Source organism: Pontibacter beigongshangensis (genome assembly GCF_014332515.1).
GTDB lineage: Bacteria > Bacteroidota > Bacteroidia > Cytophagales > Hymenobacteraceae > Pontibacter > Pontibacter beigongshangensis.
Map to the genome: position 1 here is coordinate 14,899 of NZ_VFSD01000031.1, position 13,831 is coordinate 28,729.

Sequence of the window (13,831 nt, forward strand, 5' to 3'; positions counted from 1 at the left end):
AGAGGATTTGATGATTATTCGCTTCACCTATTTAATTGCCACCCGGATGACGAGCCCGAACTGTCGGGCATTAAAGCGGTCTACTATATCGCTGCTCAGGTAAATAAGCGGCTGCCAGTCAAAGCCGAAGGTCAGGGGCACGGTGGCGGGTTTGTACTCCAGTCCGATAATAAAGGGCAGGCCCAGGTACGACTCTTCTATGCCGCTCGGAAACAGGCCCATCAAGCCGGCGCCGCCATACCAGAGCAGCCCTGGCGCATCCGCAAAAGTACCGTGGTACTGGTAGAGCCCTTCCACAAAGGTGCCTCCCTCCGGAAAACCAACCGAGAACTCCACCGCGTCGCGCTGTGTCAGAAAGTACTTGCCCGTGATGGCCGGTGTGGGCCCATCGAACAAGAGACGCAAGCCAACGGAGGCACGATAGGAGCTGCTGCCGGAAAGTTTGTTGGTCTTAGGCGTTTCCTCTGTCGTGGTTTCCTGGGCCAACGCTACCGAAAAGTTACTTACAAGGGCTACTAAAAGGATGATAATTTTTTTCATAGTTGTCAGAATTAAAATGTTGGATACTCTAAGTGAACCACCTAGCCTGACAAAGGTGGGGAACATATTCCCGCCAAACCATCACCTGGAACATGGATTTTTTTCTACTGGTTTTCCAGTATTTTATCATCTGGAATAGTTTGATTAGGATAAAATGCCTAACATTATTCTGAAAAAGGACGAAATACAGGTATGAAAAGAATCGGTATCCTCTGCATGCTCTTGTTGCTGGCAGCAACGGCAGCGCTGGCTCAAAACGACCTGCGGCCCTACCTCGACAGCCTGCAAAAAGAGCTGCGTGTGAGCCAGGCAGACACAGCCAGGGCACGCATCATGGGGTTTATCTCGCAGGCCTATACCGGCACCGATTCTGCCAAAGCCTTTTCCTATGCCCGGCAGGCCATTGCACTGCAACAGAAGCACCAGAACCGGCAGGGGCTGGCTTTCGCCTACTATACCCTGGCATATGCGCAACTGGAGCACGGTTCGCTCAAAGAGTCTGAAAAGAACCTGCTGAAGGCGCGGGAGCTCGTGCAGGATGATCTGACCAAAGAAGGCCGTCGCATTTACATCCGCAGCGTGGGTAACCTGGCCTACGTGAAGTCGCTGACAGGCAAGCCCGACGAAGAATTGCAACTGCTGCTCGGCCTTTTACCTGACATAGAGCAGGCCAAAGACTCCTCTGCCCTCGCTGTGGTGAATGCCAACCTGGGTGCCAAGCTGATCAACACCAAAGCGTATGGCAAGGCGCTTCCCTACCTGCAGAAGGCTGCCACGGTGCTGCAACGACTGGGTATGAGCGAGAGCGAAGGTTTCGTATACCTGAACACCGTGGAATGCCTGCTGGCTATGGACTCTGTGGCGCAAACCAAACCCTACCTCGACAAAGCCAAAGCCTGTTTTGAGTTGCAGGTCGACTCCGATATGTGGGGCCATTACTATACTTACCTCGGCCTGTACCATCACCGCTCGGGCAATCTTCAACAGGCGCTGCAGAGCTACGCGGAGGCAGAGCAACTGGCCCTGGCCAAGCAGCAGACGCACCGCCTCGAAAATATCTGGAAGGGCCTGTATGAACTGCACATGGATTTGAAGCAGTACCCGCAGGCGCGGCTGGCTATCCAGAAGTTATACCGGCATGTGCAGGAGAAAGAACTCGGCCAAAGCCAACTCTACGCGCTGGAGTCCCTGGCCAGGCTTGCTGAGAAGACCGGCGACCACGCCCGGGCCTATACCTACCTGAAAGCGCACAAGCAGCTAAGCGACAGCGTACGGCAAGCAGAAATCGACCTGAAGATAAGTGAGATGGAAGCCCGCTATCAGGCCGAGAAAACACAGTCGGAGATGCTGGTGCTGCAGAACACGAACAAGGAGCAACAGCTAAAGCTGGAGCGCAGCCGCCTGTTTTTATCGCTGCTGCTGGGTGGCTCGGTTATTCTGCTGCTCCTGCTGCTAATCGGGTACCTGCTTTACCGCCACAAGCAGCGGCTAGCCCGGCAACTGCACGAGCAGCAGGTGCGGGAACTGGAGCAGGAAAAGCAACTTATTACCTACAATGCCATGCTCCAGGGCCAGGAACAGGAGCGCACCCGCGTAGCCCGGGACCTGCACGACGGCCTGGGCGGCATGCTGGCGGGCGTAAAGCTCCAGCTGGCGGGTATGGCAGATCGGCAGTCAAACCAAACACCGGATATGGACCTCTACAAAGTTATCTCGCAACTAGACCAGTCGGCCAATGAGCTGCGGCGCATCGCCCGTAACATGATGCCCGAGTCGCTGCTGAAGTTCGGACTGGAAACAGCGCTCAAGGACCTGTGCGCCAACCTGGCAACCCCTGCCACGCCCATCACGTTACAGGCTTACGATTTAAGCCCGATCCTGAGCCAGGATACCCAGATCACGGTGTACAGGATTATACAGGAACTGGTCGCCAATGCCGTAAAACATGCCGATGCCAGCCAGATTCTGGTGCAATGCTCGCAGCACGAGAACCAGCTGCTGATCACGGTGGAGGACGACGGCCGCGGCTTCGACCTGAATGCGCTCCGCCACAAGGAGGGAATCGGGCTGTCGAATGTGCGCAACCGCATCGGGTACCTGAAAGGTAAAGTCGACATAGACTCGGCCATAGGCCAGGGCACCACCGTAAACATCGAAATAAACCTCCCGACCTGATATGTGCGAACCTGTTACCTTTGTTATCATAGACGACCATCCGGTGGTGCTGCAAGGCCTGCAGTACATGATTCAAGGCCAGGAAAACATGGAAGTGCTGGCGTGCTTCACCACGGGCGGGGAGGCACTGGCTTATCTGCAGCACCAGGAAGTATCGGTGGTGCTGCAGGACATCGGGTTACCTGACACCAGCGGCATTGAGCTTTGCTGCGAGATAAAAAAACTGCAGCCCGACGTGAAAGTACTGGTATTGAGCAACTATAACGAGCGCAGCATCATTTTTGAAAGCCTGAAGAACGGTGCGTCAGGCTATCTGCTCAAAAACACCGCTCCCGACATCCTCATACAGAGTATAAAATCGGCACTGGAGGGCAAGCTGGTGCTGAGCGAGGAGGTGCAGGCTATTATGGCACAACCCGCTCCCGCTGACCTGTCTGCCCCGCCACGCCTCACCCGCCGCGAAAAGGAAATTCTGCAACACATAGCCGACGGCTGCACCACGGCCGAAATCGCTGAGAAACTCTTCATCAGTCCGCTCACCGTAGAGTCGCATCGCCGGAATCTCATGCAGAAGTTTAGCGTCAGCAATGCCCCGGGCCTTATCAGGATGGCCATCTCGCATAAGTTTGTGGTGGCCTAACAACGCGGTAATCCAACCAGGGCAGAAATGACAGGATAAACCGTTGCCTCCGCTTGCGCTGTATCCGCCCGGAATTCTGTGCAAAAACCTTTTTTAAAAAGAGAAGTGAATGGTTTATATTTAGCTGCAAACACTTGATCAGATCCTCCGGAAAGCTGGCATACCCCACTTTCGGTTGCTGCTACTCTATAACTTTTATTAGGTCTCCGAGCACCGCATGCTCGCCTACTTTGCGGCCGTCTGTGGGGCTGTCGAACACTACCAGCAGGGTACTTTCGTCGAAAACTGCCAGCCCCTCAGCTTTGTCTTTGCCAGACTCGGCTCCGGTGCCGTGCGAAATTTCGTGGAGTCGCTCCAGATCAGAGCTCCGGAGCATAACTTCTGTGTGGTGGTTTATGGCGTCTGGCCACCGGTAAATCACAATCTTCCCGTCCAGGTCCATGGTGGGGCCGGCCAGAAGGTAAATATCGTCTCCTAACAGCCTAAGCTCACGTATACCCTTGCCTTTGAGGTGCAGGAAATGCTTTTTGTAAGGTCTGCCGTGGGCAATCGGCTTCAGGTGCAGGTAACCCTCCTTGTCTTCCATCTCATCTACCTCAATCTCCAGCACCACCGACCAGCCTCGCAGTACCGGTCCTCGCAAACCAATAAAAAGCCGCTTGTCCACCACCGTCAGCCCTTCTATGTCGAAGCCGTTGTCTTTGCCTGGAATCCGAAAATAATGCTCCAGGTGCTCGTCCTGCTGCAGCGCTTCTGTAAGTTCGTTGCTGTTTTTACCGCTGCTTAGCTGTGCAGCCCGCAGAATTGTTTCAGGTGCTCCAGGGGCGGGGCACTCCTTGTGTAGCTTGTAGTTACCTGTCTGCTCTTCCAAGAGGATGGGTACGCGTACCAGCATATACCTGTTGGCTTCTGCTTTTACTTTTGCCAGGCGTTTCATCTGGTCAGGTACAGAATCGCATTTGCGTGGCTTTTTGCGCTTGAGGCTATGCGACCCGATTACCCAGAGGTAGTTCCCCGACACGGCCATCCCTTCTATGTCTATTTCTTCGCCCTCTTTGCCAGGCAGGTGCAGGTAGTTACTTAATTCAAAAGACTGATGATCACCGAAGGAACCGTCAGCCTGTAACGTAAGCCGCTCAATGGTGGTGCGCTCGTCGCAGCCCGTCCAGAGGTTGTTGCCTGTGCGCAACACCGTAGAAAGCCCGTCGCGCACGTGGTCGCCACCTGAGTTAAAACTTTGTGAGGCATCGAACTGCAGTTTAATAGTTGCCGGCATAGAAAGTTTTTTCATAGATCATCTAAAAAAGGCACTACACTTTTTCCTTCAGAAACAGGAAAGCCGGGCCTGATCAGACCCGGCTTTCCTGTTTCTGAGTGTCCGTCAGGGGCAGGATTAAGCTTTATTTTTGTTCATTAAGTTCCTGCCCTGTGTTTGTATTTTGCTCATAAGGTCTTTGCCTTGCTTTGTATTTCGGCTTGCCAGCCAGCCGGCACCAATGGCCAGCAAAGTTCCGCCCACCACTTTCTGGGTAGTGCTCATGTGGCTTACTTTGTTTGCGGCCGTATTTCCAAACTGTTGCAGCTTGTTAGGAATATCCTTCAGGCCGCTCTTACTCCACATTTCAGAGAACTGGGAAGTGTTAAGCATGTTTTGCTGCGAGCTTTTATTCTGTGTATTTTCCATAGGTTTATTAATTTACATGTCGATTAAATAAGCAATGCTCCGGGCTCTTTTTCAGGTACTATTTATTCGGCTGCGGAAGCATTAGACTTATTTTATCGGTTTTCAGCAGAGATAGTTTCAAAAACACCCATATTTATATAAATTCTCTGCTATTTCAGAAATTATACATTTCTAATTTTCAGCCAGTCGCTGCCGGCACGGCCGTTTTTTATTTTTTGCCAGTTTTAGCATTGGCCCATTTTTTCCGGTGTGATGCTATTTCGGTGAGGCTGATGCCCAGCAGCAGCCACAAAGTGCCCAGCATAAAACCAGCCAGCACATCTGTCAGGAAATGTACGCCCAGGTAAATTCTGGTAAATCCCACAGCCCCGATAAGCAAAACAGCAAAAAAGACGATAATGCGCCTGCTGGCAGGCTGCTGGTAATGCCGGCAAAGGAAATAGGCCACCATACCCACCAGCGCTATGACCGTGGTAGCGTGTCCGCTCGGGAACGAATAATTATGTTCCTGGTAGTAGGCTACATCTACGGGCCGGTCGCGGCTGATAAATGTTTTGCCGTAGCGCACCGACAACCCCACCCCGGCCATTACAAGCCAGAAAGCCAATAAGGGTATATAGCGCCTCCTGTACAGGAACAAAACTGATACGATTGCGCCCACCAAGAAGACAGCGGCACGCGTGCCCAGCTGTGTAATCAGGTACAGCACCTGGCTGAGCCAGTTGGACCGGATGCCAAAGAGCAGTGCCGTGAACTTCTCATCCAGCCTCACCACGCCCCCTGATTCAATTATTTCTTCGGTCAGTTCCGACAAGAGCATGCTGTTAAATAAAAAAATAACGATCAGTAAGGTAAGTGGCAGGCCTATGAAGGAGGAGGTGCTGAACCGGTTAGCCAAAAAGTGGATTGTGCGCGGATACCGCCTGCGCAGCCGCACAACAGGAGGCTGCTGCACTAACCCCTGAACATGAGCGCGCACTTTTGCTGATAAGGAATTTTTCATAGATAACCAGGCTGATGAGGTATACGCATACCTTACATTTTGTTTGCCCGCCCTGGCAACACCCCAAATCCATTGCGTTACCTTTTAAAATTGTACGCCCTACCCGTTATCCCCCTCTAAACACAACTATATCATTCTATACAAAGTACATATTTACATGAAAGGATACGGAAAAATACTCGACAAACTACTGCTGGGGGTAGGACTTGTTTTGTTGGTGTTGCTCTGGGTACAGTTTCCGGCGGAGCCAATGAAAGACCTCCATATATATAATGCCTACACTACTGGTGCTGGCAACGATGCAATATCGAAAGAAAGCTTTTTACGCCCCTCAAAAGAGCTTTCGCCCCACCAGGTGATGCGTATACAGCTGCGGGCACTGCAGCAGAACGACCGCAACGACAGCGGTGTGATCACGATATTCAATTTCTCTTCCCCGGTCAATAAAATGCACCTCGGCCCGATCAACCATTTCAGGCTGCTGGTGCGGGAGCCCGCTTACCGCCCCATGCTAAACTTTAAAACATACAAATCTGGCAAGATGGTGATAACGGATAACACGGCCTACCAGATTGTAGTGATTGCCGGACAGGACGGTATAGAAACGGCTTACCTGTTTATACTGGCAAAGCAAAAGCGCGGCCCCTACAAAGATTGCTGGATGACAGAAGGCGTAGCCCGCATGGAGCCAGAACCCGAAACCCGCTTGATTTGATGATTGGTAAATTTGAAGATTGGAAGATAAAAAGATCATCTCTTCCCTATAAAAAAGAGGCCCTATGCCTTGTGTCCTGCATCTTTTGTCCTTAAAGCGCAGCAGGGGCAGCAGAACCTCCGGAGGGGCAAAATCATTCCAATAATTTGCTCCTGGCAAATTCAGGTTAGCAGCACTTCCATTTTTATATCGGCTCTTTGGTAGATGCTCGGTGGCAGGGGCACTTCTGCAAAGCCCAGCTTCCGGTACAGGCTCAGGGCCGGGAGGAGCGTTCTGTTCGAGACCAGGTACACTTTGCCGGCACCCGCCGCCCTGGCTTTGGCCAGTGCAGCCTCCCCAAGTACTTTTCCTATTTTAAGTCCCCGGGCTTTTTCTGTAACTGCCATTTTTGCCAGTTCATACACGCCGTCTTCTTCTTTAAGCAAGGCGCAGGTTCCAACAGGCTCTCCGTTGTAAAGCGCCATCAAAATAAATCCGCCTTTGTCGAGTATGTAACCCTGCGGGTCGTTCAGCGATTTTATGTCGGCTTCTTCCAGCGCAAAGTGGCGGGTAATCCATTCTTCATTCAGCTCTCTGAACACAGTAGCATGAGCCGGCTTAAAGTCCACGATCTGAATAGCAGCAGGTGTCATAGTTCAAATTCTTTTAGCAGTGTCTTCCTATTCCTGTATCCCGAAACAGAAAGTTGCGCCATTTCAATTTATGGGTAATTAAGCCGCAGTATATAATTCAGAATTGGTACAGCCAAATTTTTTGAATGAAAACAGCCCTCCGGAGCATCTGCTGCTGCTGCTCCTTATATCAGATGTGGCATAAAAGAAAAAAGCAGGCTGAACCCGCTTTTTTCAAACTATCTAATCTAAACAAACAACTCTAAATTTTCCGGGTAGAGGCAGCTTCCGGCACTTTTACTTTCTCGGTCTGCTGCAAGCCCGACACTACCTCAATGTTTATCCCATCTGATAAACCTGTTTTAACGGCCCGCTTCTCGAACACCTGCGGGGCGGTTTCTACTTCCACAAAGGTGTCGTCTTTCTCGAAAGTAAGCATGCTCTCTTTTATGGTGAGTACCTGCTCGCGCTTATCCAGCACAATGTCGGCGTTGGCGCTGTAGCCGGCCCGTATAAAGTCCTTGTCGTCGAGCAGCACCTGCGCCCTGATCGGGAATTTGATGGAGCCTTCTTCCAGCACGCCTTTGGGTGCGATGTACTCCAGCTTGGCATTGAACACGCGGCCTTCTATGGCCCCGATGGTCAGCAGCAGGTCCATGTCCTCTTTCAGCTTGCCTACCTCCGACTCGTCTATCTTGCCCTCAAAAATCAGGCTGCGCATATCGGCTACGGTGGCAATGGTGGTGCCCTCGTTAAAGTTGTTGCGCTCTATAATGGAGGAGCCCTGTTTAATAGGAACATCGAGCAACATGCCGTCTATGGTTGAGTACACCAGGTTAGAGGACTGCCCGCTGCGTTTGGAGGCTCCTTCGCGCACCAGTTGCAGGTTGTTCTCTGCCGACTGCAGCGCCTCCCGCTTCAGGTTAAAATCGGCTTTGTACTTGCGGTACTCCTGCTCCGAGATCACTTTCTGCTGGTACAGGTCCTCGTAGCGGTCCAGTTCGCGCCTGGCCTCATCATAATTTATTTTAGCCGTCTGCACACCGTTTTCGGCGTTGTTCACATTCACGATATTGGGCACGATCCGGATCTTTGCCAGCAGCTGCCCCTTCTTCACCACTTCGCCGGCCTCTACGTACAGCTCCTCCACCACACCCGACACCTGCGACTTTACCTCTACCTCCTTGCGCGGCACAATAGAACCGGTGGCCACGGTTTTTTTAACCACATCTGATGTAACCGGCTGCTCCGTTTTATAGACTATAGGATCTGTGTTAGACTTTTTGTAAAAGTAATAACCCAGCCAGCCCGAGAGCGCCAGAAAAACCAACACCATAAAACCAAGCAAAACTTTCTTCATTTTTCAATTACCTTTTAACAGTTACTATTCTATAATAAGATACCTCCTACTCATCCCGAAGGGCCACCACAGGGTTCACTCTGGCAGCTTTGGCGGCAGGTACCAGACCAGCCAGCGCACCGGCCACCACCAGCACCACGAGCGCTGTGAGGGCAATGGTTACATCTATCTCCGGATTGCCGAACAAACCTAATTTTATTTCATGCTCCGTCATGGCGTAGTCGATACCAGCTATGACAGCAGTGCCGGCCAGCAAGCCTACATAGCCGGCCAGCCCCGTAATTACCAGCGACTCCTGTATGATCAGGCTGATAACAGACCAGGGTGTAGCACCCAGCGCCTTCCGGATACCGATTTCCTTTGTCCGCTCCTTCACCACGATCAGCATAATATTGCCTACGCCCACAATGCCCGCCATAATTGTACCGATGCTTACCCACCAGCTGAAGAGGGCTATGCCAGTAAACAGGCCCTGCACATTCTTAAATTCCTCTTCCACGTTATTCGACCCAATGGCTTTCAGGTCTGTGGGCGCTACCTGGTGGCGCTGCATGAGCAGTGTTTTCACTTTTTCTTCTACCACACTGGCAGGTATGCCCGGCTTGGGCGTAAGCGCCATATAGCCTATTTTGTTGGGCTGGTTAAAGGTCTGCTGCAAGGTAGTGTTGGGGATGTAGATGACCTGCGCGTCGTGCTGCCCATCCTCATCGGAACTCACCGGCTTAAAAGTGCCAACTACCAGAAAGTAACTTCCTTTTATGTTGATGTACTCACCGATCGGGTTCACCTCTTTGCCGAAGAGCACCTCTACCACCCGCGGCCCGATAACAGCCGTTTTGCGGCGATCCTTTATGTCGCGGTCGTTCACGAACCGGCCCGCATCTATGTGGAGTGGTATCACCTGCAGCATTTCAGGGTACTCGCCGTTTACCGTAAACGAAGAGCTTTTTGTGTCTTTAGAGACGGTGAAATCGCCATTTAACTGGTTCCGTGGCGCCAGCACATCCACCTCCGGTATACTTGCCTTAATGGCGGCCATGTCGTCGTTGGTCAGCTGCATAAAGCGTCCTGCTTTCAGGCCTTTATAAGGAACACTGGTGCGCTGTGTCCAGACGAAGACCGCATTTTTGGCCACGTTAAAATCCCTCATGACCCCGTTCTCCAGCCCTTTGCCGGCACCCAGCAGCAGCACCAGCATAAAGATACCCCAGAACACGCCAAAGGCCGTTAAGGCCGTGCGCAGCTTGTGCCGCTTCACGGTGCTGTAAATCTCGGTCCATTTGTCGATGTCGATCATTTAATTGCTGGTTGTTGATTGTTGATTGTTGTTAACAGAACACAAGTATCAGGACATAAGTCAAAAAAGAAGCACAAGAGTAACTCATAACTTTTAGCTCTTAACTAAGCTTCAGTCCGCCCTCAGCGCTTCAATAGGCTTCACGCGGGCTGCTTTCAGGGCGGGCACCAAGCCGGCCAGGGCCCCGGAAAGCACCAGGATAAACGTGGCGGACAGTACCACGCCCAGCTCTACCTCAGGAGCAGCAAAAAACGGCATCTCCACGCCCGACGACTCCATAAAATACCGGATCAGGTCCAGCAACCCGACTCCCAGCAGCAGCCCCAGGTACCCGGAGAAAGCCGTAATCACCACCGACTCCTGCAGAATCAGGCTCACAATAGAGAACGGCGTTGCGCCCAGGGCTTTCCGGATTCCGATTTCGCGGGTACGTTCTTTCACGATTATCAGCATGATGTTGCTCACGCCAACTATGCCCGCTATTAAAGTGCCGATGCCTACAATCCAGACAAAAATGCGGATGCCGTTGAATAGCCCCAGCAGCTTCAGGTACTCCGTTTCGGTGTTGCTGATTTCCAGGGCCCGCACATCGTCTGCCGAGAACTTATGCCGCTGCGCCAGCAGGGTGCGGAGGCGGTCTTCGGTTTCTTTGGCACTCACGCCTGCCTGTGCGGTCATGGCCATCATCTGCACCTGGTTGGGTTGGTTGAAGGCAGCCTGTATGGTCGAGAAAGGAATGTAGGCCCTTTCTTCGCGGCGGCCGCTGTTGTTTCCGCTCACCTTAAACGTACCGACCACCTTAAAATGAATGCCTCGTATGGTCACATACTTGCCTACCGGGTCCTCATCCAGGAACAGCACCTTGCTGGCCTGCTCCCCCAGCACCACCACCTTGCGTTTCTCTTCCTCGTCGAATTTATTGAGCAGGCGGCCCCGGAATACTTTCTCGCCGTTCAGCTCCAGAAAATCGGGCTCCGAGCCGAAAACCTGGTAAGAGCCGTACTGTTTTTTATAGTTGATGGTGTACTCGCCAAACACCCGGTTTCGTGGAGCCAGAATGTTCAGGTCAGGAACTTCACGGTCAATGGCTTTCAGGTCTTCGTTCGTAAACTTTATCTGCCGGCCGGGTGCCATGCCTTTGTGCGCCACAGCCGTTTTGCCCGTAAACACATAAATACTGTTTTTGGCCCCGTCACCAAACCGGTTGACCACACCTTTCTCCAGCCCTTTGCCCACCCCAAGCAGCATCACGAGCATAAATATGCCCCAGAACACGCCAAAAGCAGTCAGGAAGGTGCGGAGCTTGTTTTTCCGCATCGTTCCTAATATCTCCTGCCATTTGTCTATGTCGAACATTTTTCCGGATTTTAGATGTTAGATGCCAGATTTCAGACTTCTATAGTTGAGAGTTAAAAGCGGACATAACTGTGGAGCGTGTACTTCAGATCAATCAAAAAATCAGCCACTAACGATCAGTAATTAACAACCTATGATCAAATTATTCTAATCAAAAAGCCCCTCCGGAGCTTCTGCTGCTTACACGGTTACACCGAAAAAACTCTTTTTACAGGCCCATGTTATTTGCCGGAGACAGCGGCATCTTGAGTGTGGCTGCTGTGCACAGCCTCGGCAATATCGTCCACAATAAGTCCGTCTTTGAGCCGGATGATGCGGTCTGTCTGGTCGGCAATGTCGTTTTCGTGCGTTACGATTACCACTGTCATGCCTTTTCGGTTCACCTCTTTAAAAATCTCCATTACTTCGTAAGATGTTTTAGAGTCGAGGGCACCGGTGGGCTCGTCGGCCAGGATGAGCTTGGGCTGCGATATGAGCGCCCGCGCAATGGCCACCCGCTGCCGCTGCCCGCCCGACATTTCGTTAGGCGAGTGCCCGGCCCAGTCCTTCAGGCCCACCATGTCGAGGTACTCCAGCGCCAGCTTGTTGCGCTGCCTGCGGCCCACCTGCTGGTAGTACAGGGGCAGCGCCACATTCTCCATCGCATTTTTAAAGGAGAGCAGGTTAAACGACTGAAACACGAAGCCCAGGAACTTGTTGCGGTAGTAGGCCGCTTTGGTGGCCGACAGGTTTTTCATCAGGGTGCCCGCCAAAGTGTACTCGCCCAGATCATAATCGTCGAGAATACCCAGGATGTTGAGCAGCGTGGACTTTCCAGAGCCGGAAGATCCCATAATCGACACCAGCTCCCCCTCCCGCACCTGCAGGTCGATGCCTTTGAGCACATGCAACTTGTTATGGCCTACGGTATAGTATTTCTGGATATTGGATAGCTGGATCATATCAGCAGCGAAATTATGACACAAAAGCACAGGTAACAGGCCATACAAAGTACCAGAATCCTGGCAACTATTTCTAAATCTTATACTTACTACACCTAAATATCGACTTACAGCCATACTTTGTCTACAAACAGCAAAAAAGCTGCTGCGTACCGGCAACAGCATCGGCTAAACCAGTGCCCGCCGCAACTCGTTTCAGTAGCAATACTCCTATGATGCAGGAAGTTGTGAGCCGGTTGCCTGACCTTGACGTTTATTTCTTAGCGCCTGCTGAGGCTTCTCCTGCTTTTCCTAATGTACAAATTTTTCTAATGAATTCTGCCCTCTGATGCATGCGCCTCTCCTGCCAAAGCCAGTTCTTTTCCATCCGCTTAAGCACCACCTGGGTTATATCCGGGAGTTTGTGCGGCAGGGAGCAACAGCCACTGAGGCAGCACTGCGCACCGCGTTGCAAACTATAGGCAGGTCCCAACTGGATTTTTATACAGGCCCGCTGTTGCCGGAGCAGCTGGCGGCGGAGGTGCTGGGGCAATTGCAGGAGCAACAGGTGCTGGCCCCGGCAGCTTACCGGCAGTACCTGCAGCAAGCCGCCACCGATTACCGCTTGCTTACCCTCTCCGATGGCAGTACCTGGGTACTCAGGTGGGGCCTGGAGGAGGAACGCCATGTGCACCTGCACCCTGCCCGCTACGCCACCCACACCACCCGCCTAAAAGCCAACGCTCTAAAAACGGCTGTAGCAGTGGCTGTTTATCAGCAGCAGCACCCAGAGCAGCCTGTAAACCTGGCTTTGATCAATCAGCTGCGGCGGGAGTGGCTGGGCCTTTCGCCCGTAAAAGGTTTTGATGGAGCAGAAGAAGGAGGTGCTGCCGGTTTGTTAAAGCTGATCCGCCCGTTCCAGCATATTTAATCTTCTTTGTTTCTGCCAGTTGCCGGGCCGTGGTCGTAGCTGAGGATTCGCTTCATTTTCCAGCGCTCGTTTTCCAGCAGCCAGAGATGAATAAATTTTGCCAGGCCATCTAATTTTTCCGGTTTACCTTTCTCCAGAACAGTAAAGGTGTGGTCTCCCAGTATGATGGCGGCATAGATGGTTCCGGCTTTAGCCATAGGATACACCTTCACCGTTCCCTTTACTGCCTCCCGCTTCAACCTGAAGTTGTCGTTGCTGCACAGGTTCTTTTTAATGCTGGTGCTCAGGCTATCCCTTCCAAGCGTCGGGCCTCCCTTGTCGTGGTAAAACTCTACATCTTCCGCTATAAGCTGGTCCATCTGGTCGGTGTCGCAGTTGTTGTAGGCCACCCAGAAGGTACTGTCGAGTTTCATGATGGTTTCCTCAACCGTGATTACGTGCCGTGGCTGAGCCACCAGCAACTGGGGGAATGCGCAAGCCAGCCCTAATAATGCTGGAGCCAACAAAATATAATTCCTGATTTTCATAGTAGTATTTTTTAGGCTGGATGGTGTGCTGGCGTTCTCCTCTTTAGATAAAACCAGCTAACTTGTATTGAT

General features: G+C 52.0%; 14 protein-coding genes. 4 read left to right on the forward strand and 10 right to left on the reverse strand.

The genetic code is table 11. The annotated features are described in order from the left end of the window. Positions 1-27: 27 nt before the first annotated feature. A complete protein-coding gene (locus tag FJM74_RS20430; RefSeq protein ID WP_187264500.1) occupies positions 28-540 on the reverse strand; it encodes a glycoside hydrolase family protein in 513 nt (170 codons plus the stop codon). Positions 541-732: 192 nt separating this feature from the next. On the opposite strand from FJM74_RS20430, the gene FJM74_RS20435 reads away from it, so the two are divergent. Together FJM74_RS20435 and FJM74_RS20440 are read left to right on the forward strand one after the other, a co-directional pair. Next, positions 733-2,715: a tetratricopeptide repeat-containing sensor histidine kinase gene (locus tag FJM74_RS20435; protein ID WP_187264501.1), complete on the forward strand. Its 1,983-nt coding sequence runs from the start codon at positions 733-735 to the stop codon at positions 2,713-2,715. A gap of 1 nt (position 2,716) precedes the next feature. Further along, positions 2,717-3,355 carry a response regulator transcription factor gene (locus tag FJM74_RS20440; protein WP_187264502.1) on the forward strand — a complete coding sequence of 213 codons (639 nt, stop codon included), beginning with the start codon at positions 2,717-2,719 and terminating at the stop codon, positions 3,353-3,355. 181 nt (positions 3,356-3,536) lie between these two features. Here FJM74_RS20440 and FJM74_RS20445 read toward each other — a convergent pair whose 3' ends face one another. The 3 genes from FJM74_RS20445 to FJM74_RS20455 form a co-directional block, all read right to left on the reverse strand. Next, positions 3,537-4,646, reverse strand: a complete 1,110-nt coding sequence (locus FJM74_RS20445; RefSeq protein WP_241739276.1) for a DUF3616 domain-containing protein — start codon at positions 4,644-4,646, stop codon at positions 3,537-3,539. A gap of 102 nt (positions 4,647-4,748) precedes the next feature. Next, a complete protein-coding gene (locus FJM74_RS20450) occupies positions 4,749-5,039 on the reverse strand; it encodes a hypothetical protein (RefSeq protein WP_187264503.1) in 291 nt (96 codons plus the stop codon). A gap of 208 nt (positions 5,040-5,247) precedes the next feature. After that, positions 5,248-6,042 carry a phosphatase PAP2 family protein gene (locus FJM74_RS20455; RefSeq protein ID WP_187264504.1) on the reverse strand — a complete coding sequence of 265 codons (795 nt, stop codon included), beginning with the start codon at positions 6,040-6,042 and terminating at the stop codon, positions 5,248-5,250. Between the two features lie 157 nt (positions 6,043-6,199). On the opposite strand from FJM74_RS20455, the gene FJM74_RS20460 reads away from it, so the two are divergent. Next, positions 6,200-6,757, forward strand: a complete 558-nt coding sequence (locus FJM74_RS20460; RefSeq protein ID WP_187264505.1) for a DUF4864 domain-containing protein — start codon at positions 6,200-6,202, stop codon at positions 6,755-6,757. A gap of 161 nt (positions 6,758-6,918) precedes the next feature. Here FJM74_RS20460 and FJM74_RS20465 read toward each other — a convergent pair whose 3' ends face one another. From FJM74_RS20465 to FJM74_RS20485, 5 genes are all read right to left on the reverse strand, one after another. Further along, on the reverse strand, positions 6,919-7,389 hold the full coding sequence (locus FJM74_RS20465; protein ID WP_187264506.1) for a GNAT family N-acetyltransferase: 471 nt from the start codon (positions 7,387-7,389) through the stop codon (positions 6,919-6,921). Positions 7,390-7,630: 241 nt separating this feature from the next. Next, positions 7,631-8,728 carry an efflux RND transporter periplasmic adaptor subunit gene (locus FJM74_RS20470; protein WP_187264507.1) on the reverse strand — a complete coding sequence of 366 codons (1,098 nt, stop codon included), beginning with the start codon at positions 8,726-8,728 and terminating at the stop codon, positions 7,631-7,633. A 46-nt stretch (positions 8,729-8,774) separates the two neighbouring features. Next, entirely contained in the window at positions 8,775-10,025 is a 1,251-nt protein-coding gene (locus FJM74_RS20475; RefSeq protein ID WP_187264508.1) for an ABC transporter permease, read from the reverse strand. Positions 10,026-10,136: 111 nt separating this feature from the next. Further along, on the reverse strand, positions 10,137-11,381 hold the full coding sequence (locus FJM74_RS20480) for an ABC transporter permease (protein ID WP_187264509.1): 1,245 nt from the start codon (positions 11,379-11,381) through the stop codon (positions 10,137-10,139). Between the two features lie 221 nt (positions 11,382-11,602). Continuing rightward, the gene (locus FJM74_RS20485) at positions 11,603-12,322 is read right to left on the reverse strand and encodes an ABC transporter ATP-binding protein (protein WP_187264510.1); all 720 of its coding nucleotides are present in this window, start codon (positions 12,320-12,322) and stop codon (positions 11,603-11,605) included. Between the two features lie 328 nt (positions 12,323-12,650). Here FJM74_RS20485 and FJM74_RS20490 point away from each other — a divergent pair, with 328 nt between their 5' ends. After that, on the forward strand, positions 12,651-13,232 hold the full coding sequence (locus tag FJM74_RS20490) for a hypothetical protein (RefSeq protein ID WP_187264511.1): 582 nt from the start codon (positions 12,651-12,653) through the stop codon (positions 13,230-13,232). Here the strand turns inward: FJM74_RS20490 and FJM74_RS20495 are convergent. After that, complete coding sequence (locus FJM74_RS20495; RefSeq protein WP_187264512.1) at positions 13,229-13,759, reverse strand: nuclear transport factor 2 family protein; 531 nt, start codon at positions 13,757-13,759, stop codon at positions 13,229-13,231. The genes FJM74_RS20490 and FJM74_RS20495 overlap by 4 nt on opposite strands. Between the last annotated feature and the right edge of the window lie 72 nt (positions 13,760-13,831).

Excerpts from the sequence above, each read along its gene's own strand:
- FJM74_RS20450 (WP_187264503.1), bottom strand. The coding sequence starts at position 5,039 with ATGGAAAATACACAGAATAAAAGCTCGCAGCAAAACATGCTTAACACT.
- FJM74_RS20435 (WP_187264501.1), top strand. The coding sequence starts at position 733 with ATGAAAAGAATCGGTATCCTCTGCATGCTCTTGTTGCTGGCAGCAACG.
- FJM74_RS20460 (WP_187264505.1), top strand. The coding sequence starts at position 6,200 with ATGAAAGGATACGGAAAAATACTCGACAAACTACTGCTGGGGGTAGGA.
- FJM74_RS20490 (WP_187264511.1), top strand. The coding sequence starts at position 12,651 with ATGCATGCGCCTCTCCTGCCAAAGCCAGTTCTTTTCCATCCGCTTAAG.
- FJM74_RS20440 (WP_187264502.1), top strand. The coding sequence starts at position 2,717 with ATGTGCGAACCTGTTACCTTTGTTATCATAGACGACCATCCGGTGGTG.
- FJM74_RS20445 (WP_241739276.1), bottom strand. The coding sequence starts at position 4,646 with ATGAAAAAACTTTCTATGCCGGCAACTATTAAACTGCAGTTCGATGCC.
- FJM74_RS20475 (WP_187264508.1), bottom strand. The coding sequence starts at position 10,025 with ATGATCGACATCGACAAATGGACCGAGATTTACAGCACCGTGAAGCGG.
- FJM74_RS20430 (WP_187264500.1), bottom strand. The coding sequence starts at position 540 with ATGAAAAAAATTATCATCCTTTTAGTAGCCCTTGTAAGTAACTTTTCG.
- FJM74_RS20480 (WP_187264509.1), bottom strand. The coding sequence starts at position 11,381 with ATGTTCGACATAGACAAATGGCAGGAGATATTAGGAACGATGCGGAAA.
- FJM74_RS20485 (WP_187264510.1), bottom strand. The coding sequence starts at position 12,322 with ATGATCCAGCTATCCAATATCCAGAAATACTATACCGTAGGCCATAAC.
- FJM74_RS20465 (WP_187264506.1), bottom strand. The coding sequence starts at position 7,389 with ATGACACCTGCTGCTATTCAGATCGTGGACTTTAAGCCGGCTCATGCT.
- FJM74_RS20455 (WP_187264504.1), bottom strand. The coding sequence starts at position 6,042 with ATGAAAAATTCCTTATCAGCAAAAGTGCGCGCTCATGTTCAGGGGTTA.
- FJM74_RS20470 (WP_187264507.1), bottom strand. The coding sequence starts at position 8,728 with ATGAAGAAAGTTTTGCTTGGTTTTATGGTGTTGGTTTTTCTGGCGCTC.
- FJM74_RS20495 (WP_187264512.1), bottom strand. The coding sequence starts at position 13,759 with ATGAAAATCAGGAATTATATTTTGTTGGCTCCAGCATTATTAGGGCTG.